The organism is Vibrio sp. QJM3NY_27, assembly GCF_057785955.1.
In genome coordinates this window covers 1,359,870-1,385,852 of record NZ_CM173511.1, presented here as the reverse complement: position 1 = coordinate 1,385,852, position 25,983 = coordinate 1,359,870, and the positions used below count along the sequence as shown (strand labels likewise).

General features: G+C 43.9%; 21 protein-coding genes. 13 read left to right on the top strand and 8 right to left on the bottom strand.

Annotation, left to right across the window (positions count from 1 at the left end):
* Complete coding sequence (locus AC3CIA_RS06270; RefSeq protein ID WP_171307726.1) at positions 1–642, bottom strand: outer membrane beta-barrel protein; 642 nt, start codon at positions 640–642, stop codon at positions 1–3.
* A 150-nt stretch (positions 643–792) separates the two neighbouring features.
* Here AC3CIA_RS06270 and AC3CIA_RS06265 point away from each other — a divergent pair, with 150 nt between their 5' ends.
* Both AC3CIA_RS06265 and AC3CIA_RS06260 read left to right on the top strand, forming a co-directional pair.
* Positions 793–2,682, top strand: coding sequence for a DUF294 nucleotidyltransferase-like domain-containing protein (locus AC3CIA_RS06265; RefSeq protein ID WP_004734701.1), 1,890 nt, complete (start codon positions 793–795; stop codon positions 2,680–2,682).
* A 5-nt stretch (positions 2,683–2,687) separates the two neighbouring features.
* The gene (locus tag AC3CIA_RS06260; protein ID WP_004734700.1) at positions 2,688–3,404 is read left to right on the top strand and encodes a 3'-5' exonuclease; all 717 of its coding nucleotides are present in this window, start codon (positions 2,688–2,690) and stop codon (positions 3,402–3,404) included.
* Positions 3,405–3,550: 146 nt separating this feature from the next.
* On the opposite strand, the gene AC3CIA_RS06255 is transcribed toward AC3CIA_RS06260, so the two are convergent.
* Positions 3,551–4,243: an MOSC domain-containing protein gene (locus AC3CIA_RS06255; protein WP_171307727.1), complete on the bottom strand. Its 693-nt coding sequence runs from the start codon at positions 4,241–4,243 to the stop codon at positions 3,551–3,553.
* Positions 4,244–4,377: 134 nt separating this feature from the next.
* Here AC3CIA_RS06255 and AC3CIA_RS06250 point away from each other — a divergent pair, with 134 nt between their 5' ends.
* Positions 4,378–5,190 carry an AraC family transcriptional regulator gene (locus AC3CIA_RS06250; RefSeq protein WP_488518708.1) on the top strand — a complete coding sequence of 271 codons (813 nt, stop codon included), beginning with the start codon at positions 4,378–4,380 and terminating at the stop codon, positions 5,188–5,190.
* Between the two features lie 86 nt (positions 5,191–5,276).
* Here the strand turns inward: AC3CIA_RS06250 and serC are convergent, their stop codons facing one another.
* A complete protein-coding gene (serC, locus tag AC3CIA_RS06245) occupies positions 5,277–6,371 on the bottom strand; it encodes a 3-phosphoserine/phosphohydroxythreonine transaminase (RefSeq protein ID WP_488518707.1) in 1,095 nt (364 codons plus the stop codon).
* A 162-nt stretch (positions 6,372–6,533) separates the two neighbouring features.
* Positions 6,534–7,796 (bottom strand): DUF945 family protein, encoded by a 1,263-nt coding sequence (locus AC3CIA_RS06240; protein ID WP_171314653.1) that lies wholly within the window; start codon positions 7,794–7,796, stop codon positions 6,534–6,536.
* 183 nt (positions 7,797–7,979) lie between these two features.
* Between AC3CIA_RS06240 and AC3CIA_RS06235 the strand changes: the two genes are divergently transcribed.
* The 3 genes from AC3CIA_RS06235 to AC3CIA_RS06225 all read left to right on the top strand — a co-directional run bounded on the left by AC3CIA_RS06235 (position 7,980) and on the right by AC3CIA_RS06225 (position 11,205).
* On the top strand, positions 7,980–9,923 hold the full coding sequence (locus AC3CIA_RS06235; protein WP_171307731.1) for an ATP-binding protein: 1,944 nt from the start codon (positions 7,980–7,982) through the stop codon (positions 9,921–9,923).
* The gene (locus AC3CIA_RS06230) at positions 9,916–10,413 is read left to right on the top strand and encodes a response regulator (RefSeq protein ID WP_114633283.1); all 498 of its coding nucleotides are present in this window, start codon (positions 9,916–9,918) and stop codon (positions 10,411–10,413) included. Before AC3CIA_RS06235 ends, AC3CIA_RS06230 begins: the two co-directional genes overlap by 8 nt.
* 249 nt (positions 10,414–10,662) lie before the next feature.
* On the top strand, positions 10,663–11,205 hold the full coding sequence (locus tag AC3CIA_RS06225) for a hypothetical protein (RefSeq protein ID WP_004734692.1): 543 nt from the start codon (positions 10,663–10,665) through the stop codon (positions 11,203–11,205).
* A gap of 161 nt (positions 11,206–11,366) precedes the next feature.
* Here the strand turns inward: AC3CIA_RS06225 and AC3CIA_RS06220 are convergent, their stop codons facing one another.
* Entirely contained in the window at positions 11,367–11,948 is a 582-nt protein-coding gene (locus tag AC3CIA_RS06220) for a TfoX/Sxy family DNA transformation protein (RefSeq protein WP_004734691.1), read from the bottom strand.
* 358 nt (positions 11,949–12,306) lie between these two features.
* On the opposite strand from AC3CIA_RS06220, the gene AC3CIA_RS06215 reads away from it, so the two are divergent.
* From AC3CIA_RS06215 to AC3CIA_RS06195, 5 genes are all read left to right on the top strand, one after another.
* Entirely contained in the window at positions 12,307–13,227 is a 921-nt protein-coding gene (locus AC3CIA_RS06215; RefSeq protein WP_004734690.1) for an HDOD domain-containing protein, read from the top strand.
* 54 nt (positions 13,228–13,281) lie between these two features.
* Complete coding sequence (locus tag AC3CIA_RS06210; RefSeq protein ID WP_171312065.1) at positions 13,282–14,187, top strand: LysO family transporter; 906 nt, start codon at positions 13,282–13,284, stop codon at positions 14,185–14,187.
* A 174-nt stretch (positions 14,188–14,361) separates the two neighbouring features.
* Complete coding sequence (locus tag AC3CIA_RS06205) at positions 14,362–14,889, top strand: hypothetical protein (RefSeq protein WP_428786005.1); 528 nt, start codon at positions 14,362–14,364, stop codon at positions 14,887–14,889.
* A gap of 119 nt (positions 14,890–15,008) precedes the next feature.
* Positions 15,009–16,652, top strand: coding sequence for a pyridoxal-dependent aspartate 1-decarboxylase PanP (gene panP / locus AC3CIA_RS06200; RefSeq protein WP_488518706.1), 1,644 nt, complete (start codon positions 15,009–15,011; stop codon positions 16,650–16,652).
* Between the two features lie 359 nt (positions 16,653–17,011).
* The gene (locus AC3CIA_RS06195) at positions 17,012–17,866 is read left to right on the top strand and encodes a MurR/RpiR family transcriptional regulator (protein WP_004734686.1); all 855 of its coding nucleotides are present in this window, start codon (positions 17,012–17,014) and stop codon (positions 17,864–17,866) included.
* A gap of 108 nt (positions 17,867–17,974) precedes the next feature.
* On the opposite strand, the gene AC3CIA_RS06190 is transcribed toward AC3CIA_RS06195, so the two are convergent.
* Positions 17,975–19,267 carry an iron-containing alcohol dehydrogenase gene (locus tag AC3CIA_RS06190; RefSeq protein WP_488518705.1) on the bottom strand — a complete coding sequence of 431 codons (1,293 nt, stop codon included), beginning with the start codon at positions 19,265–19,267 and terminating at the stop codon, positions 17,975–17,977.
* A gap of 528 nt (positions 19,268–19,795) precedes the next feature.
* On the opposite strand from AC3CIA_RS06190, the gene AC3CIA_RS06185 reads away from it, so the two are divergent.
* Both AC3CIA_RS06185 and AC3CIA_RS06180 read left to right on the top strand, forming a co-directional pair.
* The gene (locus AC3CIA_RS06185) at positions 19,796–20,059 is read left to right on the top strand and encodes a GrxA family glutaredoxin (RefSeq protein WP_009847069.1); all 264 of its coding nucleotides are present in this window, start codon (positions 19,796–19,798) and stop codon (positions 20,057–20,059) included.
* Between the two features lie 249 nt (positions 20,060–20,308).
* Complete coding sequence (locus AC3CIA_RS06180) at positions 20,309–21,991, top strand: aspartate:alanine antiporter (RefSeq protein WP_017077841.1); 1,683 nt, start codon at positions 20,309–20,311, stop codon at positions 21,989–21,991.
* A 247-nt stretch (positions 21,992–22,238) separates the two neighbouring features.
* Here AC3CIA_RS06180 and fabV read toward each other — a convergent pair whose 3' ends face one another.
* Positions 22,239–23,441 carry an enoyl-ACP reductase FabV gene (gene fabV / locus AC3CIA_RS06175; protein ID WP_237299405.1) on the bottom strand — a complete coding sequence of 401 codons (1,203 nt, stop codon included), beginning with the start codon at positions 23,439–23,441 and terminating at the stop codon, positions 22,239–22,241.
* Between the two features lie 209 nt (positions 23,442–23,650).
* Complete coding sequence (locus tag AC3CIA_RS06170; protein WP_488518704.1) at positions 23,651–25,933, bottom strand: acyl-CoA dehydrogenase; 2,283 nt, start codon at positions 25,931–25,933, stop codon at positions 23,651–23,653.
* Positions 25,934–25,983: the final 50 nt, after the last annotated feature.

Genomic DNA, 25,983 nt, shown 5'->3' with positions numbered 1-25,983 from the left:
TTAGTACTCTAAGAAGAACTCTACACCTAGCTCGTTAGTACGCTCACTACGAATCTTACCTTCGCCATCTCGGTGTTGATAAGAGCCACCAATCGCAAACTTGTTGGTCACCAGATAGCGTAAACCTAGGTGATAGATCTCTTCATCAAACAGGTCACTGCGATTTACTTGCACACTACCGTTCGCAATCCAGCGTTTGGCGAAGCCATAGTTAAGTTCGGCTTTAATCCCTTGGATAAACTCGGTATCTGAAGACTCAGTTCGGTTGGTATCGTTATCTTCCACCTCCCCCTTAGTGATACCAAACAGGTAGTAAGCCACTATATCTAAATCTTTCTTAATGCTGTAACGGTAACCAACACCTGGCATAAGCGTATCAATTCGAGTTGTCGTGTCATCCGGGTGAATAAAGCGCGCACTGTAGTCGCCCAACAACAACCAATCATCCGTCATCGCGTAACTGACGCCTAATCCATACGATGAGGCATTATTATTGCCACCTGCATCTTCATTTAAACTGCCCGAATGCGCGGTGGCATATATATGGTCATAATCAAGAATATCCACCGCGTTAGTGTCCGCCCACAAACTTGGAGAAAACATAAAAACTACAGGTACCAAACTAAGCTTCCACTTCGACATTCCTATCATCCTTCAACTGTCACTCCATTAACTGAAAGATTAGTCTATCCATAAGACTTTAAAAAGGTTTTAGCTCACAGATTGATTTGTGCCGGAAAATTATTATCAAATGTTGTACCATGAAATCATACAAACCAATGGATGATCATTATGGATGCTGAGTTATTAGAGATTCAAAACTTTCTGGCACAATACCCCCCTTTCTCTGAACTTCCTGAAGAGATATTGGTGAAAGTGACCAGTAGTGTGGAAATTTCTTATTACCGCCAAGATACCCCTATCATTCACTTTGGTGATCAAATTCATGATCTCTACATCGTTCGAAGTGGCGAAGTTGAAGTCTATCGTCGTAAGGGCGAACTCTATAATCGCCTTGATGAAGGGCATGTGTTTGGACAAATGGGGCTGCTGACCAACAACAAAGTTCGCTTCCCAGTTAAAGCGACCGAAGATACCCTTCTCTACTGCATCCCTGAGCCGATTTTCCAAGAGCTCTACGACAACTATGATTCATTCGCCGACTTTGTCGAGGTGGAAGATAACGCGCGACTTCGCCAAGCAAACTCAGACAGCAACGACGCCAACGATTTATCGACATCTAAGGTCAAAACGCTATTGACCAGCGAAGCACCGATGATCGAGAAAACGCGCACCATCCAACAAGCTGCAACCATGATGGCAGAAGACAATGTCTCTTCTCTACTGATCATCGACCCTGATATTGTTGAAGATGATGAAGACGATTCAACACCTGTTATCGGCATCATTACCGACCGAGACTTATGTACTCGCGTTCTAGCCGAAGGCCTTGACCCATCAGATGAAGTATCCAGTGTGATGACACCAGAGGTTATCTCACTCGACCACAATGCCTATGTATATGAAGCAATGATGACTATGCTTCGCTACAACGTGCACCACTTGCCAGTGCTTAAAGATAAGAAACCTATCGGTATTATCGAAGCGACCGATATTGTTCGCTACGAGTCTCAAAACTCGCTGTTATTGGTAAGCAGCATCTTCCAGCAACAAAGCATTGAAGATCTTAAAGTACTTTCTGAACAAGTAAAAGACAGCTTCGTTCGCCTAGTAAACGAAGATGCCAACGCCCACATGGTGGGTACCGCAATGTCGGTAATAGGCCGTAGCTTTAAGCAACGTATTATTGAGCTAGGTGAAGAGAAATTAGGTAAAGCGCCCATTCCTTATTGTTTCCTTGCACTCGGCTCGATGGGACGTGATGAGCAGTTGCTCGTTACTGACCAAGACAACGCCATTATTCTTGATGACACCTACGACGAGAAAAAGCACGGTAAATACTTTGAAGAGTTATCAACCTTCATTTGTGATGGCTTAGATCAGTGTGGCTACGTGTATTGTACTGGTGACATCATGGCCACCAACCCAACGTGGCGTATGACTCGTCGCCAATGGGAAGAGTGCTTTGCCGATTGGATTGATGATCCAAACCCGAAAGCGCTATTGAACGCTTCTATCTTCTTTGATTTAGACGGTGTCTACGGCCGCTTGAAATGGGCGGAACAACTGAACAGCTTTATTGTTCGCCGAGCACGTAAGAACAACCGTTTCTTAGCATGTCTTGCTCGTAATGCGCTTAACCGCACACCGCCACTCGGGTTCTTCAAAGATTTCGTTATGGAAAAAGATGGTCGTCATAACAACTCGATCAACCTTAAACGTCGTGGTACCGCACCACTTGCCGATCTAATTCGTGTTCACTCTTTGGCGGTAGCCTCTCGTTCGAAGAACTCATTCGAACGTTTGGATGACATTATCGACGCAGGTATTCTGCCAAAAGGCCGAGCTCAAGATTTGAAAGATGCGATGGAGTTTATCTCCTTAGTTCGTATTCGCCACCAGGCACACGATGTCGACAACAACATAGAACCGGATAACAACATTGAGCCAGAGAACCTATCTGACTTCGAGCGACGCAACCTAAAGGACGCATTCCAAATATTAAGTAATGCGCAGAACTTCCTTAAGTTTCGTTATCAAGCCAGCAATAAGTTTAAGTAGGGCCTATGAACAAACTATTCAGATCACCTGCGGTCGACTGGCCATTTAAGTTTGCTCAAAAGCTGGAACGAGCGAGAGACGAGCGCTTAAAGCAATTTTATAGCCAACCTCTTCCTGCACCTGATACGCCATTATCAGAAGTAACCTTCTTAGCTGTCGACTTTGAGACTACGGGTTTAAACCCAAACAAAGATGGCATCATTACCATTGGCCTTGTCCCGTTTACGCTAAATCGTATTTACTTACGACAAGCCAAACACTGGACACTGAGACCAAAGCAGAAATTAGAAGAAGACTCTGTGGTTATTCATGGCATCACTCACAACGACATCATTGACGCGCCAGACCTTAGCGAGGTGTTAGATGAGATATTAGAATCACTGGCGGGTCACATCCCAGTGGTTCATTACCGTCGTATCGAGCGTGATTTCTTGGATAACGCACTGAAAGTGAGATTAGGTGAAGGGATCGAATTTCCAGTCCTCGACACACTCGAGATTGAATCTCAAATCCAGAACAAACTGGCTGGCGGCTTATGGAATAAGCTCAAAGGAAAGAAACCAGCATCAGTAAGGCTTGGTCAGAGTCGCCGTCGATACCACTTGCCGGACTACACGCCGCATCATGCATTAACGGATGCAATTGCAACCGCAGAGTTACTACAAGCGCAGATTGCGCATCATTTTAGCCCTGACATGCCGGTTAAAGATTTCTGGTTATAGCTAGATTTAAATACTGTTTAAATCGTACGTGAAGCGACTAGCCATTAGCCATTAGCCATTAGCCATTAGCCGTTTTACACCTTAATACTCATAACGCTCACATTATCTAAATAGTGAGCGTTTTGTTTTTGCGTATTAGGAAAAGCTTACTTCGCTGTCGGACCAACTAATCGCATTTCCCAATCTTCGACTTTGCCAGTTTCAAGGCGACGATCTATAAGTGCTCCCCAAGATTCGACTAAAGGTAGCTCCGCCAGTTCTTTAAGCTCTTGTTTATCCAAACAACCTGTGAACACCGCCCCCATGATGCGAGTTAACGGCCATTCTGGATAAGGTCTTTCACATAGAATGATCTCATCTCCAGCACCGATATCCCCCTCTTCCAATACACGGAAATACCAGCCAGTTCTTAGCGTATCTTGCAGCCTTCTTGCCATATCATTTTGATCGAATCTCACGTTCAGCTTCCAGCACGGCATACGCCCTTGCGAGACTTCCAACAATGTTGAACCAATACGAATCTTATCTTTCAAGCAAATGGAGTGCTCCGTGATGCCGCTTGAGCTTAGGTTCTCGCCAAATGCGCCTGCAGATTGAAAGATGATTTTGTCACCTAACTCTTCCTGCCAAACTGGGTAGTGCTCGCTTGGGTAGATATGAAGGGCTTTTTGAATGCCGCCATGAAAGCGAGGGTCGCCTTGTTCGTCATTGGTAAAACCAAGTTCTGTGGCATGCTGACGCTCAGGCAAAACCTGCTTGTTGATGGCACTGTTTGCACCGTGTGCAAAGGCAACAGTTTTGCCTACCAATACGCTATTTACTAAGCCTAACTTCTTCATATCTTTCCCTTTTACCTAAACTTATTTTCTGAACTACGTGAGACAAACGACACGATAACTCGATTTCATTCACTACGCTAAGCATGATAACCTGACAAACCAATGTCAGAATAGGGACATAAAGACACTTAACCATGACAACCCGCCAAATAGATTCTCACTCCGGAATCATCACCTCAAATGAGATGATGGTCGCTAATCCTAATTCACCAGCGTTAGTGAAGACCATCGATATGCCCAAGGGCTACGTCGATGCAATGCACCAACATACATGGCATCAAGTGATCTTCCCGCTCAAAGGCCTATTGCAAACGAAAACCGATCACTACCAGCATCTTGTGCCCCATACTTCTGCTTTGTTTGTGCCTGCAGGGATTCAACATGAATCTATCGCATTGAACCATACGACGTTTGTCGGTATTTACCTTAATCCAGCCTTTGGTATTGAGTATGAGCCTCAAGTGCGAACCATTACCCTGACGCCGTTTTTGAATGAGTTATTGCAGGAAATTCGCAGACAGTGCGAAGGATTAGTGAGTGATGAAGAGGTATCGCGATTGCTCTCGGTATTGCACGATCAGATCATGAAAGACAACGTTCAGACCTATCAATTGTTGCTACCCGAAGACCGACGATTGAAGCTTATCTTTGAAGCGCTGACAGAGGCACCAACGTTGGACTTTTCGTTGAAGGAATGGGGAGGTAAAGTCGGTGCATCAGAGCGAACCTTATCGCGCTTATTCTCAAAAGAGTTCAACACGTCATTTCAGTTATGGCGACAACAAATCCGCCTGATTTACTCGTTGTCTTTGTTGGATGAAGAGTTCTCAATCCAGAATATTGCTGATCAAGTCGGTTATCAAAACGACTCGTCTTACATTAAAGCTTTCAAGACATCTTTTGATGTAACCCCGCAGCAGTTTCGCTTTAGTGGTCGAAGAAGGTAATTAGGCCTCTATATTTTCACCTTCTATAGGAAACAAAAAGAGGAGCCTAAGCTCCTCTTTTCACTGGTAAACATCTAGGTCGCTTATTAAGCGTATTTCTCTTCGAAGTCTTTCATAAAGCTAACTAGTGCCTGAACGCCTTCCAGAGACATCGCATTGTAAAGTGAAGCTCTCATTCCACCCACCGCTCGGTGACCTTTTAACGATTTCAGACCTGCAGTATCAGCCAGCTCTAAGAACTTGCTGTCTAGCTCGGGTTTCGCCAACTGGAAAGGTACGTTCATTCTTGAACGGTTTGCGGTGTGAACATCGTTTTTGTAGAAAGCAGAGCTATCAATCGCATTATAAAGCAACGCCGCTTTCTCTTTGTTCACCAACTCCATCGCTTCAACGCCACCTTGAGCTTTAAGCCACTTGAATACAAGGCCTGATAGGTACCAAGCGTACGTTGGCGGTGTGTTGAACATTGAGTCTTTTTCAGCAAGTACTTTGTAGTTCAGAATACTCGGCAATACTTCGTTTGCTAGTTCTAGTAGATCATCACGTACGATAGCAATGCAGATACCCGCTGGGCCGATATTCTTTTGAGCACCCGCGTAGATAACACCGTACTGAGACACATCGATCTTACGAGACAGAATGTTAGATGACATATCCGCGACGATTGGCTTATCCGTTTGAGGAAGCTCACTGATTTCAATGCCATCGATGGTTTCGTTTGGACAGAAATGTACGTACGCCGCTTCTGGGTCGATTTTCCAATCTTTAGCCGGAACAACCGCCGCTTTGCCATCAAGAGATGTCTTCGCGTTAAATACATCGATTTCGCAATATTTGTTCGCTTCAGTCACTGCGCTTTCTGCCCAGTAACCCGCATCAATGTAAGTTGCTTTCGTCGCGTCACCTAGAAGGTTTAGAGGAACAGCAGCGAATTGAGCACGAGCTCCCCCCTGACAGAAAAGAACTTTATAGTTGTCTGGGATGTTCAGAAGATCACGTAGGTCTTGCTCAGACTCATCGGCAACTTGAATAAACTCTTTGCTGCGATGGCTGATTTCCATAACGGAAGTGCCTAAACCATTCCAATCAATGAAGTCTGCTTGCGCTTGTTTCATTACCGGTTTAGGCAGTGCCGCTGGGCCAGCACTAAAGTTGAATACGTTATCTAATGTAAGTTCCATGGGGATAATTGCTCCTGCTAAATAATAACTATGAAAGTAATACCATGTTTTACCCAACATAAAAACAACAAAAGAGGTCTTAAGACCTCTTTTGTTTCGTACCGTACAAAATGTTTAACTTAACCCGTTAGATCGCCCTATCAGTATTAAGCCCGACTCTTTTTATTGAACAAAAGCCGGCATAAGCAGTGCAATTAATGGAATTTCTTGTCCATTTTCAAACACTAGATTTCCATTCTCTAGGTCAGCCGTGATTTCATAACCACTTTCTGTTTGCTTGATCATTTCCATCACGATCAATTCGTCGATACCTTCACGGATAAAAGGGTATTCTTCAACAAGCTCATTTGAGAAGCTAGATTGAACATTACCTGTTAATGCAGGAACAATCATTGAAGGGTTACTGCTGATGTTTTCTGTGCCTTCCGGTACGCTCACCAACCATTTAGATTCAAACTGACCTTTACCTAATTCTAACGACATATTGTTCATTGAAAGGTCGAAGCCTTTAGCAAACAGTACGTCGATGAACGGAATGATCTCAGCCACATCTTCTTGTGTCAGAACAGGGTTCGCCTGGTAAATTTCAAAGATTTTCTCAAACGACTGGCTGTCCAGTTTCGACATTTCAAAATCGACGTTTAGATTGTTCAACTGGCCTTCGTTGGTCTCAATATTGGCGACATCCAACTTAAGACTGCTGCTCAAGCGCTTAGTCGCTTCATCTAGATGCGATTCAAAATCGTACTTAGAGTTTTCGATGGTCATGAATGGCTGCCTTGCAGAATCTGAAATCAAGAAGCTATCAATAGTAAAATTCTGCGTGCCTAACCAGTAACCTTTTGCTTGCTGGCCTGAACCAATACCTTTTAGGTTTGAGAGTGTCACCTCTTCACCCGTTTCAAAATCAATTTGAACAGATGGGATAGAAAGCTGGTAATCAACCTGCCCTAATACAGTGGCATGGCCAGACAGATTCGACTTCGTGATAGATACCGAGGTACCATTTTCTTCTGAGCCTTGGTGATTGAACTGGCTTAACTCGAAGTTGAAATCCGTGTTGCCGTTTAGTTCAGTGCTGGTAGTCAGAGTAAGAGGCAGAATGTCAGTATTCTCAAACGTCGACAGCGCGTTTAAGCTCACTAAGCCATGGCTCACCGCACTATTAATGACAAACTCACTTGGTAAGCCATCGAGCGCAAGCTGCTCTTTCAAGCTCTCATCCGTCACAGTTACGCGAGTGGTTACAGTAGAAGAAAGGTAACCTCTATCGTATTCCACGATCTCAGCTTGAATGCTTGAATTGTTAAGCTTTGCAACGCCATCAGTAATCGCATTTTGTCCAATTTGCCCAACCGCTAATGGCCAACAAAGTGCCAATGAGATTGCTCCGCCAATTGCACCAATTTTTCTTAACTGTTCCATGAGTTCTCTTTCTACACTAGTCTGTTTTTTTTAGTCTAACCCATCAGTAGCAAACAAGAAACATTGAGTTAAATCAGTCTATTGCTCGATACTTCGATTGCCTCAATAAATTAACGGCTAGCTCTCATCCTTATTCAGTGGTTCTTGCTAGGCTAGAGACGTCGCTACTATTAAGGTTGAGCTGTGAATCAATACGCTGTTATCTGTTTGGACAATAATCCGGTTAGCATTGAAAGAATACGTTCGGAGCTGGCTCCGTTAGCTTCTGTATTCGATATTTATACTGCCGAGAACATAGAAGACGCGCATCACGCATTAGAAGATATCCATGATCACCACCAAACCGTTGCTTTAGTGATCACTCATCATCATTCTGGATTTAATGGTGTGCAATTTCTTATTGAACTGGAACAGCTGCCCCATAGTAATACCGCAAGAACGATATTAGTCAGCGCTTCGTCAGACATTCAATCCATTCTGACCGCGGTGAATGAAGGCCGGCTCAATCACTGCCTAACCAAACCCGTTCAAGATCAAGTTCTATTCAAATCAGCGCAAAAAGAGCTGACCTCTTTTGTTATCCAATACGACTCAGAAAACCTGTTATCTTACAGCGATGCATTGGATCAACAGCGCTTATTCAGAGCACACATCGAGCAAAAGATTCATTCTTTTCAATCGGGGTTCATTCACGACTACCACCAGCTTTCTGACAATGCCCTTGCAGAGCGTGTCGTTAGTGCATTACAAGACGTGTTTTCAAAAGATGACAAAACCAAGGCTATTCGAGACTACTCACCCGAACATCTCCTCACTGTAGAAGGTGAAGACAATCGCTTTTTATGGCTGATCATTGAGGGTGAAGCCGCTCTCTATAAAAAAGACGAGTTGGGGCAACAGCGGGAAGTGGTACGACACTCTAAGGGCAACATTGTCGGCGGGATGTCGTTTGTGACGGGTGAACCTTCGTTCTCAACCGCGATAACCCTAACGCAAACACGGGTCATCAAACTGGATAAAGATAGCTTTGCTCAGGTAATGCACTCAAACAATACCCTGCTGCCGTTATTCACCAATCTATTGCTCCGTCACTTTAACCGCCGCTTGCAAAGAAGTATCACTAATAAAATCAAGCTGCAACAAACGTTGGAGTCACTAGAGTCTGCACATCAACAATTGATCGAGAAAGAGAAGATGGCGATGCTCGGGCAACTTGTCGCGGGCGTTGCTCATGAGTTGAACAACCCTATTGCAGCGATTCTACGAAGTATTGAAACCCTGTCTGAACATCTCGACCAGATACTCGAAAACTCGTCACTCCCAGAATCGAATAAAGGGACTGACGTGCTGGCGCATTCAAAGTTAGCCAAGCCACTATCAACGGCTCAAGAAAGACAACTCGTAAAGCACCTCACCTCTACTATCGATAATCGTGCGCTAGCCAAAAAAGCTGTGAGACTAAACCTAAGCCAAGACTCGGCGGTTCTAGACACCTTAAAAGACTCCCCTGTCGCAGGCAAAGAGCTGCTCAATGACTTAGAGCATTACCACTATGTGGGAAACTCTATCCGCTCAATTCAGGTATGCAGCAAGCGTATTGCCGATATGGTTAAAAGCCTAAAAAGCTATGCCCGAGAAGATGAAGAGGTTCGCCACTACGCAGACATTCACGAAGGGCTTGAAGATACCTTAGTGATCTTTGAAAACAGACTCAAACATCACCAACTCGAAAAACATTACGACACCGAATTACCGCCTTTATTGTGCCAGTCGCTCTCGCTACAACAAGTATGGACAAACCTGATCTCTAACGCACTCGATGCCCTTTCTGAGCGAGGAAAAGTGTCAATCACTACCTCTCAACAGACGCAAGGTGACGACACATTTCTTGTAGTGGAAATCTCCGACACCGGCCATGGCATTGCGAAAGAAGACATCAGCACCATTTTCAACCCAAATTTCACGACCAAAAAAGAAGGCAATTTTGGTTTAGGAATTGGTTTATCTATTTCTCAACAAATCGTTTCGGCTCATCAAGGGTTTATTTTGGTGGAGTCTGAGGTAGGCAGCCATACACACATGCAAGTGTGGCTTCCATTCAAACAAGAAGGAGCACCTCATGAATAAGTACCTAATTTTATGTGTCGATGATGAGCCAGAAGTCCTCAACAGTGTCCTTCAAGACTTAGCACCATTTGAAGAAAACTTTATTGTTGAAGGTGCCGAATCGGTCGATGAAGCCAAGCAGGTAATCAAAGAAATGGGACAAGATGGCATTAAACTCGCCTTAATCTTGTGCGACCACATCATGCCTGACAAAACCGGTATCGACTTTCTCATAGAGCTCAATCAGAACGATTACACTAAGCCGACACGCAAACTACTGCTCACAGGGCAAGCAGGCCTGGAAGATACGGTGACCGCGATTAACAACGCTGCGCTTGATTTCTATATTTCTAAGCCTTGGCAAGGTGATCAACTCAGAGACACGATTACTCAACAACTGACCGACTATGTCATTGCAAACGACAAACAATTGCTAAACTGGACTTCCATTTTAGATACCGAGCGCATCCTCACGTCAATGGCAAACAAGCGAACAAGCTTTGGTGAATAACCTAATGCATTGTGAATCGACCTTAAGTTTTGGTGAATCGACCTTAAATTTTGGTGAATAGTCCCATAAACATGGGATCTCAGTTGCAGAGCAGCGCCTAAATTGTATATTTTTTAGCTAAATGGCAAAGGATTGGCATTTTTATGGATTACTTTTCCACGAGTTAGATTAAACTGTCTTAATGTTTATGGTTTGCCTGATTTTTCTCAAGCCAAAGGAATTAACACTAAATAAAGGTTTACGGTCGTTATGCGCAAAATTCTACTTACTACCGCTATGCTATTGGCTTCTAGCCAAGCACTAGCTGTTGATGAACAACCACAAGTAATGAGCAACTTTAACTACGATTACTTTGAAGCACGTATCGGTGCTAGCCCAGTAACATTTGGTGGCGCGTTCAGTAAGTCAATTCACCCGAATGCTCACGCTATAGCACGTATCGATTCAGAATTTGAAGGCGATTACGACTCAGCTGTAGGTCTTGGTTTCCACGCTCCATTAAACAACTGGGCAGACCTAACAGGTGAAATGCTAGCTCGTATCGTTCAGCCTGAAAACTCAAGCTCTACTGATATCGGTATGGAAATCAACGTTGGTGTTCGCCAATGGCTTGGCCCACAACTAGAAGTTGGTGGTAAAGGTGGTTACGTTTCTATCGATGACAACGATGATTGGACGGGTTCTGTTTACGCGCGTTTCCATTCTACAGAGCTTTTCTCTTTAGGTGCTGAAGCTCGTATTAACGACTTCTACGGTGATCAGCTAATGTTCACGGCTCGTTTCAAGTACTAATACTTAACGCTCAAGCCCTAGCAAATAAGCTCTCCATGAGCACTTAGCCTTTTGATACTTAGTCTTTTAAGAAATCCGGCTAAGACAGAAACAAAAAAACCGAGGACATTCCTCGGTTTTTATTTATTAGTAATAATCTTAAGCATATAAGGTAAACTTCTTTAGTGGCAGCCCTTTAATAATTGCTGCTTGCGTGGCTCTTGTAATAGTTTCCAGTGAATACCATCAATTGCACCCGCAAATTTCCAAAGTAGTTTTAGGTCAACATCGTTTCCGTACGCTTTACGAACCTTATTAAACACTTCAGGCGCGCCCAACTGCATAAACATTGAAACATCGTCCACACCCGCCTTTTTAACCATGCGCTCTAACGTAAGTTGCATGTTTGGTAGATCTCTCAATCGACGGCTAGCGGATGATTTCTTAAAGCTACGTTGCTGAATTGAATTATCGATTGAAGTACGAATAATACTGTCCAATTCAGGATGTTCGCATGTAAAAAGATCAGTAATATCGTAATAATTTACGGTAGCTGTTGTCTGTTTTTTTACATGACGATACTTTTCACAGTCAAGATCCGTCAGTTTTTTATCTAATGACTTTCCACCTCTGATGAATAAACAACCTTCGCTCAATAAAGCGAACATAGCGTCATTTTGAAAGAGGCCAATACCTCCAAACATAGAACGTTTTTGATGCTCACCAAATTGATTCACGTAATTAATAAATGCTGTCTCGGTCATATCCGTTGATCCTTAATCAAATTACCCCGATTAGGTTCATTACCAGACAAGCAGCTTTTTATGCGAAAAATTTTTAATCTATTTTTTTATTCTTTAGGTGAATATTATGATTTCGTTTTCCACCTTTAAATAAATGATACTTCGAAAAGAAAAATAAGTCTGGGCTTAGTTCACATCAATCAATTGAGTATTATGATTTTTCATGATTGATATCACAGTAAACTATCAAACCATGCTTAAATTTCGACACCCAGTGATACACCCGTTCAAATTATTCAAGGTTATGTCGTCGGATGAGTATTGCTTCACAGCATCGCGGCTTGTAAAATGGCAGAACATACATGTTGTTACTTTTTTTATGAATCATTTATCGTTTTTCTGGCTACCACAAAATAAGGCTCTTCTCTTAAAGGGTCTAGAATCAGAGTTTGCCCAACTTGTTGGCCATTCTATTTCAGCGGGAAAAATAACACTTCCTCCTATCCCTAACGTTGTACTGAAAATTCAAAAGCTTTGCACTCTCGAATCAACCGGGATTGCCGAAGTTGCCGAATGCTTACTTGAAGACCCAGGCCTCACTGCTGTCGTCATTCGAGTGGCTAACTCTGTCGTATTCAACAGACGCAACATTACTTGCGTCGATATGATGACGGCTGTGTCGCGCCTTGGCATATTAAGAGTGCGTGACATCGTTACAGCTCAGGCTATTGAACAACTCAAGCATTCAGTCAACCTGAGCAAAGAGTGTAATGAGTTACTGGTTCAGAGCGCTTCTGTCTCCAAAGAACTCGGCGCCACTATGGTACTGGTGACCAACGGCTTCAAAGAACTCTCCCCTATTGAATACCGCTACCTTGAACATGAGAAATCACTGCTTGTCGGATTACTGGCTGACATTGGTTTGTTCTGTTTGGTTAGCGAATACCACCTCTACCTCGAAAATGGCAATTACCTAGACCACGATATCGCTCTACAAATATTCCAAGGCCAATGTTCTGCAACCAGTAAACTGGTGCTTAACCGTTGGGGCTTCGACAGCGACTTTATTGATGTGTGCAGTAATACCATTAATAGCCACGAAGAACGCGAAGTGTCTTACTTGGATATTGCTCGAATCGCTAATCATCTGCTGATGTTCAGAAACAAGGATGAGAACATCGATGATCACGAAGTTGAACTTAACGTGACAGGTGCAGAGGTACTTTATAAATTAAGCAACTTGAGCAAACATGATTTTAATGCAAAGCTGAGCGACGTGATCAATACTAGTGGCTTCTAAGTCACTGTTAAGTGACAAGTAAATGTAATATGAAGTAAATGCAATGGGGAAAGCATGTTTACAGGGATGATCTTTATATTTGCACCACTCGTCGTGGGGTATCTTTTTTCTATTTCGAACGATCAGACGCTAGAATTTATCAACCGCTCGACATCGCGGTTGATCTACGTGATTCTCGCGTTAATGGGGCTAAGCTTAGCCGCCCTCGATAACCTAGGCAGTAATCTGCAGACAATCCTTCTTTACACCATCACTTTCTTTGTCTGCTTAAGCGTCTGTAATCTGATGGCGCTACCCGCTATTGATAAGTTACTGCCACTCAAAACCGACAGCAGCAAAAAGAAGCTTCCCCTTTCTTCGATGGCGATGGAGTCTGCCAAACTGATCCTAGTTGTGGGTTCAGGCCTTATCGCTGGCTTAGTGCTCCCTATTGGCCTTGATTGGGTTGATACCGCCAGTGAGTGGATTTTGTTTGTACTTCTCTTCTTTATTGGCATTCAACTGCGTAATAGCGGTTTAACACTTCGACAAATTTTGCTGAACAAACACGGCATGGTCATCGCAATCACGATTATCATCACCTCAATGCTAGGTGGCGTTATCGCGGCTTACATTCTGGATATCCCTCTGTTCAAAGCCTTGGCTATGTCTTCTGGATTTGGTTGGTATTCTCTGGCTGGTATCTTGATGGGTGACGCCTTTGGCCCTGTTTATGGCGGTGCTTCTTTCATGCTTGAGCTGTTAAGAGAGTTAGTTGCCTTAGTACTGATTCCAGTGCTGATTCGCAGCTATCCGTGTACCTCTATAGGCTATGCAGGTGCTACGGCGATGGACTTCACTCTACCTGTCATTCAAACAACAGGCGGTGTGCGATGTGTGCCTATCGCTATCGTCAGTGGCTTTATCCTAAGCTTGCTTGTCCCGATTTTGATGTTGTTCTTTGTATCTCTTGCTAACTAGATCGCAGGAATAGCGTTTGTTTTAGATTAGAATGCAACTCGAATACCCATGCCCAAGACACCGATACAGTTACCGAAATAAAAAGACACTAAGTGTCATTGCTCAACAAATAACGATCACGGTAACCTGTAACGACAAAGTTATAAAAAGAATAAACTTACAAAAGGAACCACTATGAAACGCCTTTGCGTCGCATTACTGCTAGCTTCAACTTCTACTTTCTCTTTTTCAGCAGATTCAATGTCTGAAACAAACCAGTGCCAAGCAAAAAAATATGATGCGTACATCGACGCCTCTTTGAATTGGTATGCCGACCTTGCTGCATTGACCTCTGAGCAATACCCAGAGCTAACAGAAGTCAGTGAGTGGTTCCTAGAAGGTCGTAAGCACCACTTTGAGCTTAATCGTGCTGCAGTAAACTACTACCTTGTGAACGACTCAAGCAAAGTGGCTACAGAACAACCTGTCGAAGGTTGGCTACAACTAGAGCAACACGACATTAAAACGCTATCAACACGTGATGATGAGCTAGGTAAAATCGCGAAAACAACGTTCGACGACCGCCAGTCAACGCCTCATGCTCAAAACTACGAGCTACGCTCAGCCTTTGCAGAATTGCTTAGCCACCCTAAGCAAATCGATACGGCACTGCAACGCTACAATCAGTCAATTACTAAACTTGAAGCGATTAAGTGTAAATAACCCCTCATTTAATATGCTTTTTTGAGAAGTTGGATTTCATAATTAAGACGGGACATTGTTCCCGTTTTCGTTTAGATTGTCCCGCTCGCGTCAATATAAAAAACAATAAATCGCTTGCTATGGTTACGGAACAAAAAACAGCAGATGTTAGCTTCGACAGTCTTTTACGTATCTTCACGGTACCTGAAGGCCCAGATTCAACACTCACTCAAATTGAAGACAAACTTTCACGAAACCTGAATCAATTCTTACGTGAACACATTGTGGCTGAAGAAAAGCCGCTGCGTGAAATTGAGAAAGATTTTTCAAATGCTCATATCCCTGAGCAGCCTGAGTTTGTTTCTGAACATACTGAGCATCTCCTCGATTCTCTCGTGTCTCACTCGGTTCATACGTCTTCGCCAAGTTTTATTGGCCACATGACGTCTGCTCTGCCGTACTTTCTGATGCCGCTTTCTAAGATCATGATTGCGTTGAATCAGAATCTAGTAAAAATTGAGACCTCCAAAGCTTTCACGCCCCTAGAGCGTCAAGTTCTGGGTATGCTACATCGCTTGATCTACCAAGATGACGATCAGTTTTATTCACGCTGGATGCACAGTGCGAACCACTCTTTGGGTGCGTTTTGTTCTGGTGGTACCATCGCGAACATTACTGCGCTTTGGGTTGCACGCAACAATGCGCTGAAGGCACAAGGCTCATTCAAAGGTGTAGAAAAAGAAGGCTTGTTTAAAGCCATGAAACACTACGACTACGAAGGCCTAGCCATCTTAGTTTCTGAACGTGGTCACTACTCTCTGAAAAAAGCCGCAGATGTCCTTGGTATTGGTCAAGAAGGTCTAGTGTCTGTTAAGACGGATAACGACAACCGCATTTGCACTGACGATCTAAGACTCAAGATCGAGCAACTCAAGCAGAACAAGATCAAACCTTTCGCCGTCATTGGTGTGGCTGGTACAACCGAAACTGGTAATATCGACCCGCTAAGAGACATTGCTGAGGTGTGTGCCGAAACAGATTGTCACTTCCACGTAGATGCAGCTTGGGGCGGTGCGACTCTGATGTCGAACAATCATCGTCACCTGCTTGATGGCATCGAGCTAGCAGATTCAGTCACGATTGACGCTCATAAACAACTTTATATCCCTATGGGTGCGGGTATGGTGCTGTTTAAGAAACCAGATGCGATGACAGCGATCGAACATCATGCTCAATACATATTGCGTAAGGGTTCGAAAGACCTAGGTAGCCATACGTTAGAAGGCTCTCGTTCCGGTATGGCAATGCTTGTTTATGCGTCGATGCACATCATCAGCCGACCTGGCTACGAACTGCTAATCGACCAAAGCATCAACAAAGCGCGCTACTTTGCCGACCTGATTAAAAATCAAAGCGATTTCGAACTGGTTTCAGAGCCTGAGCTGTGCCTACTGACTTACCGCTATGTGCCTGAACCAGTTAAAGCGGCGCTGCTTAAAGCTGACGCAATAAAACGCGTTGAACTGAATGAGCTACTGAATGAACTGACCAAGTTTATTCAAAAGAAGCAGCGTGAAACAGGCAAGTCTTTCGTATCGCGAACGCGCTTAAATCCCGAAGCATGGGCGCATCAACCAATCATCGTTTTCCGGGTGGTGTTAGCAAATCCACTGACAGGTAATGATATTCTTTCTTCAGTGCTTGAAGAACAGCGTGAAATCTCTAAACTAGCACCTAACTTGATGAGTAAAATCACTAAACTGGTTACGCAAATCAACGCATAGTCATTCAATTTTAGTTGCATCAAATTGAAAATTTCTTTCTTTTTGATGTAACTAAGCTGTCAGTTCATACTCAATTTGCATTCTTTTTGCTCAAACTCTCTTCCAATTCTGTAGTTTTCTAAAATTTTGTTGAGGTTTGTCATATTCTTAAGCATTCATGCCGTGTTTTTGTATTAGTAAATAGTATGTTGGGTTTATACTGACTCTATGGTGCTAGTTAGCTTGATATCTATTTGATGCAGCAGTATTTACAAGACCGAATATAACTTTGGCTTTGTGTTTACTGATATTTGCTTCAGCCATACCCCCTGGTAAAAGATATTAACTAGCAAGTTGTTCTCTATACCCTTGTGAACACTATGAATACATTAGAAAAAATACAAAAAAACCTGGAAAATTTCAGCAAGTCTGAGCGTAAGGTAGCCGAAGTAATCATGGCTTCCCCTCAAACTGCAATTCATTCTAGCATTGCTACCTTAGCTAAAATGGCTGACGTGAGTGAGCCTACAGTTAACCGCTTCTGTCGTCGTTTAGACACAAAGGGCTTTCCTGACTTCAAACTTCACCTAGCTCAAAGCTTGGCGAACGGTACACCTTACGTGAACCGTAATGTTGAAGAAGATGATGGTCCAGATGCTTACACGCATAAGATTTTCGAATCAACTATGGCTTGTCTAGACGTAGCTAAAAACAGTCTAGACGCGATGCAAGTTAACCGTGCGGTTGACCTGCTGACTCAAGCAAAACGCATTTCATTCTTCGGACTGGGTGCCTCTTCTGCTGTAGCCAAAGATGCTCAAAACAAGTTCATTCGTTTCAATATCCCAATCACTTGTTTCGAAGACATCGTGATGCAACGCATGAGCTGCATTAACTGCAGTGACAACGACGTTATTGTTCTGATCTCTCACACTGGCCGCACAAAAAGCCAAGTTGAGATTGCGAACTTAGCTCGCGAGAACGGCGCAACAGTTATCGCTATCACAGCGAAAGACTCTCCATTAGATAAAGCGAGCTCGCTGTCTATCTCATTGGATGTACCGGAAGACACTGACGTTTACATGCCAATGGCAAGTCGCGTTGTTCAGATGACGGTTATTGATGTGCTAGCAACAGGCTTTACGCTTCGTCGTGGTTCTGGTTTCAGAGAGAACCTAAAGCGAGTGAAAGAGTCACTTCGTGATTCACGTTACGAGAAGTATTCTCAGTTTTAATCTGTTAAGGCATAAACTGAGAACAAGTTGAATTAAAAAACGGAGCCTAGTGCTCCGTTTTTATTTATCTGTTTATAATGGTTTATGCCGTGAACTGTTCGAAGACCGTTAGATCGTCCAGCTATTGCCTTTATCTACAACATTATTCTCAGACGCATAAGAGTTAATAATGGTAAAACTCGACTCGGCAGCCTGTTCTTGCACAACTTGATTCATTGAAGCTCCCTCATGATCCCCCTCTCCACAACTGCACTCCTCGCAAACCTGCTTCAGAATATGTACAAGCCTCTCTTGATTCAACGGTAAAGGGTTTCCTTTAATCGCCACTGATTTGAGCGCATCGGCAGACACCTCATCAAACTGAGCTTCGCAGACACCAAATTCAAGTAAGCTTGGTAGCTTGAGTGTATCCAACACTTCAGATAACCAAGCAATCGCCTCTTCTTCTTTTGCTTCTACGTTACCCGTTACTATCTGAGCGATTCGCTGATAACGCGCTAATATGTCGTTTCTTTGCTGCTCTTTCACTACTGCTATGTTTTCTAACATCACAAATGGCGCCAAGCGCGCTGTAATCACACTGTGCGGCGCAGAAATTTTACCTCCTAACGCAGAAGCTAACCCGTGCGCAGCGCCGAGCTTAGCATTGGTTATCGCCATTCCTCCTAGCATAGAAGCGAAGGCAAGATCAGAACGCGCTTGAGGTTCATCATAGATACACGCCTGAATGACAGAGTGACTCAGCTTACGCAACCCTTCCTCGCAGATCATATCGGTGAGCGAATTAGGCTCACCACACACATAGGCTTCCATGAGATGCGTAAAGGCATCCATCGCTCCACGTCCTGACAAATACAAATTGGTGCCGTACGTTAAGGTCGGGTCGACAATCGCCACGTCGGCTAACATATCGGGGCTTCGAAGGCTGATTTTGACTTGATCTTGTCCAGACTTAAGCACCGCATTTTTAGTGACTTCGGCACCTGTACTGGCCGTTGTAGGAATCGCAATGAACGGTAGTGGTTTAGTTTTAAGAGGAACATTACGCCCAACCACTTCAACATAGTCGTATAAATCACCTTGGTTAGGTAAAACCGCAGCTAACGCTTTCCCCATATCAATCGCACTGCCTCCACCCATTGCCACCACCATATCAGGTTTAAATCGCCGAGCAGACGTGGCAGCCTCTTCAACCATTTTGATATTGGGTTCACCGGAAACGGCAATATGCTGGTAACGCATACTCTGCGCATCTAGATAGTCAGTAACAAGTGAGGTGCGTTCTAATGTATTACCAGTAACCAATAACACGCTGTAGCCATATTGATTAAAGAGAGACAATGAAGCGGGAAGTGCCCCATCACCAAAGATGATCTTTGTAGATGTCATAAATTGAAACATGGAGCCTCCTGCGCCTATGACTAAACAAAACTACGAACTCTTGGTTTTTTTGAAATTCTTGTTTTTTAGCATTTAATCTTCGGAATACAACCTTCGAAATGTAACCTTTGCACTTGTAACACAATGCCTACACGTTAAATACGAGCATACTAAAATGGGGTTACATCAGGTAGCTTACCGAATATGGTTCTATACCCAATGATAAGATGCCTCGTTCTGTGTTTGATTTTTTTGACGAGGTGCAACTTGTGGCATTAAAGATGGATTAAAGTCGTATTTTTAGGGGTAATTCACACTCTCAATTTGTGGGTACTCAACGATGGTGACGGGCAGTTTGCGAGCCCCTTTCTATTTATGGTGAATATTTGCGCTGATAGGTAAAAGCTATGGTATTAAGAGGCAATTCCATCTTTATTTCCCCATAGCATTGAGGCATAGTTGGTTTTAAGAAATTTTGAGTGGCATTCACTAAAGAATAGTTAACATAATAGAGTTAACGAGCCTCATCCCGTATTTAGGAGAAATTAAATGTTTGTAGTTATTTTTGGTCGCCCTGCTTGCCCATTCTGTGTTCGTGCAAAAGAGCATGCTGAAACTCTTAAAGCTAAACGCGATGACTTCAACTACCGTTACGTTGACATCCACGCTGAAGGCATCAGCAAAGCTGACCTAGAGAAGACTGTTGGTAAGCCAGTAGACACAGTGCCACAAATCTTCATCGATCAAGACCACATCGGCGGCTGCACAGAATTTGAAGCATACGCAAAAGAAAACCTAGGTCTTTTCGACTAAGCTAAGACTTCTCTTACGAGATCCAAGGCTAAAGCCTTAAACAGCTAACCAATTTTAGAGTTAGACTGTGCGATTTATATCAAGCCCGCTCACTGTAGCGGGCTTTTTTATGACCAGTTTTCGTACGGAATAATAATAAAGTCAAAATCAAGTAAAATAGCAAAATATCGCTTATATTTTATTTATATTTAGATACAATTCACCTCTCAAACTTACCCTGTGTTTCACGCCAATTATTGAGCGACCACTGTGAATATCGACGTTGTTTTTCTGTTAGAACAAAACCCCATTCTCCTCATCTTTGTTGTTTTATCGATTGGATTAGCCATTGGTAAAATTCGTTTCGGTAGCCTCCAACTCGGCAATTCAATCGGTGTTCTGATTACTTCCCTTATCATGGGACATCTTGGTTTTTCGTTTAACGCTGATGCGCTTACGATTGGCTTCATGCTTTTCATCTACTGTGTTGGCATTGAAGCAGGACCAAACTTCTTCGGTATCTTCTTCAGAGACGGTAAGCATTATCTCATTCTGAGCCTTGTGGTGCTCTCTACCGCAATTGCTTTAACGTATTTCAGCAGCCATTACCTCGGGCTGGGCTTTGGTTTATCCGCAGGCATGATGGCGGGGGCCTTAACAGCAACGCCTATATTAGTAGGTGCTCAAGATGCGCTGAATTCTGGGCTTGCAGAATTACCAAGAAACATGGATATAGGCCTGATCATCGAAAACCTATCAGTGGGTTATGCGATGGCTTACTTAGTTGGCTTAATCAGTATGATTATGTTTGCTCGCCTTATTCCAAAGCTTCAGAAAGTTAACCTACACGATTCAGCTGAGCAAATCGCTCAAGAGCGTGGCTTAGGTGCTTCAGGGCAACGTAAGGTTTACCTTCCAATCATACGAGCTTACCGCGTAGGACAAGAGCTTATCTCTTGGACTGACGGTAAGAACTTGCGTGAACTGGGTATTTATCGCCAAACGGGCTGTTACATCGAACGTATTCGCCGTAATGGTATTCTTGCCCACCCAGATGGTGATGCGATCTTGCAAGAGGGTGATGAGATCGCATTGGTAGGCTTCCCTGATAGCCATGCGCGTCTCGACCCGAGCTTCCGTAATGGTAAAGAGGTTTTCGACCGTAACCTTCTCGACCTTCGTATCGTTGAAGAAGAGATCGTCGTTAAGAGTGACAGCATCGCAGGTAAGCGCCTATCCGACTTGAACCTATCTGAATACGGCTGTTTCCTTAACCGCGTAGTACGTGCTCAAATTGAAATGCCGATGGACTTAAATATCGTGCTTTCGAAAGGCGATGTCCTGCAGGTGAGTGGTGAAAAGAGTCGTGTTCACGGCCTAGCTGAGAAAATTGGTTTCATCTCAATCCACAGCCAAATGGCGGATTTGATGGCCTTCTGTAGCTTCTTCATTCTGGGTATTTTGTTTGGTTTGATTACCATGACATTCGGTCAGGTGTCGTTTGGGTTAGGTAATGCGGTTGGCCTGCTTTTATCCGGCATCATGCTTGGCTTCTTAAGAGCAAACCACCCTACTTTCGGTTATGTGCCTCAGGGAGCATTGAACATGGTCAAAGACTTGGGTTTGATGTTCTTTATGGTCGGTATCGGCTTGAGTGCCGGTGGTAAGATGTTTGAACACTTAACGCAAGTAGGCCCTCAGGTCATCGGTATTGCTCTAGTAGTAAGTGTGCTACCGGTATTCTTCGCTTACTTGGTGGGTGCTTACGTATTGAAGATGAACCGAGCTCTACTATTTGGAGCCATCATTGGCGCGCGAACCTGTGCTCCGGCGATGGACATCGTAAATGACCACGCTCGCTCAACTATCCCTGCTCTGGGTTACGCGGGTACGTACGCGATAGCCAATATATTGATGACCTTAGCAGGTACTTTCATCATCATAATTAGCTAGCGTCTACTGCTTTGAAAGCAGTCCAGCTTAGATATTTCAAATGCACTAATTCATCTTTGGGTTAGTGCATTTTTTATGACTTGTTCTCAGCTTTCATTGCATCCAAAGTCTGATATTAGAGCTTTTGCATCTCGCTATTCGTATCTGCTCTTTAAATCTCTTCGCATCCCGATACTCGTATCTGCTTTTAAGACAAAAAAATAGGCGCTCAATGAGCGCCTATTTCGTTTTGATTCGATTGTTTGAATTAGATGTCAGCTACATCAAATTCAACAGCAGTATCAACGTCAGCTTCGTAATCAACGCCTTCAACACCAAAACCGAACAGCTTCAAGAACTCTTCTTTGTACTCAACGTAGTCAGTCAGTTCTTTTAGGTTTTCAGTTGTGATTTGAGGCCATAGGTTACGACAATGCTCTTGAATGTCGTCACGAAGTTCTAGGTCGTCTAGACGTAGACGGTTCACTTCATCCACTTCTGCTGCGCTGCCATCTTCTTTGTATAGACGTTGGCTGAACATACGGAAGATCTGTTCCATACAACCTTCGTGAATACCTTCTTCACGCATCTTCTTGAACACCATAGCGATGTAAAGAGGCATAACAGGAATCGCAGAACTTGCTTGAGTCACAACAGACTTAAGAACAGCAACGTTTGCAGTACCGCCAGTTTGGCCTAGTTTTTCGTTAAGCGCTGACGCTGCACGATCTAGATCCATCTTAGCTTTACCTAGCGCGCCATCCCAGTAGATTGGCCACGTTAGCTCGGTACCGATGTAGCTGTAAGCAACAGTCTTACAACCGTCAGCCAGAACACCTGCTTCAGAAAGTGCGTTGATCCAAAGTTCCCAATCTTCACCGCCCATTACAGTAACAGTGTCTTTGATCTCTTCTTCAGAAGCAGGCTCAACGCTTGCTTCGATGATCGCATCTTTGTTTGTATCTACAGCTGTAGATGTGTACGTTTCGCCGATAGGCTTAAGAGCTGAACGAATTACTTCGCCAGTCTCTGGCATTTTACGCACTGGAGACGCCAGTGAGTACACAACCATATCGATCTGACCTAGATCTTCTTTGATCAGGTCAATTGTTTTCTGTTTTGCTTCGTTAGAGAAAGCATCGCCGTTAAGGCTTTTTGAATACAGGCCTTCTTCTTTAGCTAGCTTGTCGAACGCTGCTGAGTTGTAGAAACCAGCTGTGCCAGTTTTTTTCTCAGTACCGGCTTTCTCGAAGAAAACACCGATAGTAGAAGCGCCGCCACCAAATGCTGCCGCAATACGTGAAGACAAGCCGTAGCCACTTGAAGAGCCAACAACTAGTACACGTTTAGGTGCGTTTGCGATTGGGCCTTGAGCTTTTGTGTAAGCAATTTGTTCTTTTACATTAGCTTCACAACCGACTGGATGTGTTGTAGTACAGATGAATCCGCGAATTCGAGGTTTGATGATCATATTCAACTTCCTTAAAAAATCAGGTTAAGGATAAGAGTTTCGTGCGCAAATGGCATCTAATTTCTGTAAAAATGTGGTGAAAATGCAAGTGGTTGGAGCACTCAACTGATATTTGCTGACTAAGTCGCCATTTGTTAACGCTTCTATTGAGACTTCTACGACAAAAACAAAAAAGGCACCTTAATAGGTGCCTTTTATCATTTCGTTATCTAAGCAACGCTATTTAGCTTAGGTTTTAACTCTTTTCGCGTCAAAGTTTCACTAAAGTCATGACTGAAGTGGTCAACTTGAATCGCTGTGTAACGTAGTTTATCAGCAGCAACAATTTGGTCGACTTCTTCTTGCGTTAGAACATCGGCAGCAAGTGCCTGAGCCAATTTGTCTGCCAGCAAGCCTTTACGAGCCACTTTGCCTTCTTTCACTGCTTTGAAGATCTTACGCTCCAGAGGCTTGATGCTGTACATCGCATTGAAAGCGTTCTCCATAAGACCAACACTATCATCCTCTTCCTTGCCGATGTAGCAAAGGTGAGTCAGACGTTCACGGTGTGCGCCCGGAGTCATCAAGCTTTCTGCTAGTTGAACTGTTAGGTTATCACTTGGTTTTTCGAAGTGGTTACCTACAGGGAAAACTAGACCTTTAAGTACTTTCCCAACCATCTTGTTCGGGAAGTTACGGTACGCTTCTTGTAGCGATTTAGCCGCGTTGTGGAAACAGTGTTGAACCGCGTAATGTACGTAGTCTAAGTCAGCTTGTTGACGACCTTCGTCTTCATACTTCTTAAGTGCAGCAGAAGCCATGTATAGGTAACTTAGACCATCACCCAAACGTGCAGAGATAAGCTCTTTACGTTTCAGTTCGCCACCTAATGTCAACATTGCGAAATCCGCACTGACTGCAAGCGCACGGCTTAAACGAGTCAAATCTTGGTAGTAAGGCTTCGTTGGACCGCTCATGTCGGCTTTAATGAACTTAGAGCCCGTTAGTGCCGCACCAAAAGCACCGAACGTGTTTTTAGTGGCGTGTGAGATGTGCTTGAACAGCAAGCTATCAAAGTCTTTTGCACCTTGCTTCTCATCTGGGTTCGCTGCCGCTTCCATTTCGCTCAATACGTATGGGTGACAACGTGTCGCACCTTGACCGAAGATCATCAGGTTACGAGTTAGGATGTTCGCACCTTCTACTGTGATAGCAACTGGAATACCTAGGTAAGGCGCAGCCAAGTAGTTCATTGGGCCATCTTGAATTGCACGACCTGAGTGGATATCCATTGAGTCATTCAGGATAGTACGAGCCATTTCAGTCATGTGATACTTCGCGATTGCCGTTACGATACCCGGCTTCTCTTTCATATCAAGTGAAGTAGTTGTCAGCGTACGAGTCGCTTCTAATAGATACGTTAAGCCACCGATACGGCCTAGGCTCTCTGCAACACCTTCAAATTTACCAATCGACATACCGAACTGCTTACGAACATAAGCGTATGCGCCAGTCGTTTTCGCTGTTAGGTGGCCCATCGCCGTGCCAAGTGCTGGTAATGAGATACCACGACCTGCAGACAGACATTCCACCAGCATACGCCAGCCTTTACCTGCGTAATCTGCGCCACCGATTAGCCACTCCATAGGAATAAATACATCGTGACCGCGCGTTGGACCATTCATAAACGCAAGACCAAGTGGGTCATGACGCTCACCAATCACAACACCTTCGTGGTCTGCTGGGATAAGCGCACACGTGATACCAATGTCTTCTTTGTCACCCAGTAGCTTTTCTGGATCGTGCAGTTTGAAAGCCAGACCAAGTACCGTTGCCACTGGTGCTAGCGTAATGTAACGCTTGTTCCAGTTAAGCTTGATGCCTAGTGTCTCTTTACCTTCGTGCATGCCCATACACACTGTACCGACATCAGGGATACCACCCGCATCAGAACCCGCTTCAGGGCCTGTTAGTGCGAAACATGGGATATCTGTACCGTCAGCAAGACGTGGGAGCCAGTAGTCTTTTTGATCTTGAGTTCCGTAGTGAGACAGTAGCTCACCAGGGCCAAGAGAGTTTGGAACCATTACCGAAACCGCAGTACTGATACTACGCGTTGCAATCTTGGTTACTATGGTAGAGTTTGCGTGTGCTGAAAATTCACGACCGCCGTACCCTTTCGCGATAATTAGTGAGAAGAAACGCTCTTTGCGTAAGAAATTCCATACTTCTTCAGGAAGGTCTCGGTCTTCTTTCACAATTTTGTGGTCATCAAGCATAGCGAGCAGCGTTTCAAGTTCATTGTCCATGAACGATTGCTCTTCGTCTGTCAGCTGAGGTTTTGGGTACTGGTGAAGCTTAGTGAAATCTGGTTTACCAGAAAACAGCTCTCCGTCCCACCACACGCTACCCGCTTCCATCGCTTCTTTCTCGGTGCTAGATAGTGGTGGTAGTACTTTTTTAAAGAGTTTAAAAGCTGGGTCACTTACCCATTTTTGTCTTAGAGAGCTCATAGTTCAGATCCTTTTGTTCACTATATTGTTTGTGAATATTTTGCTTTTTA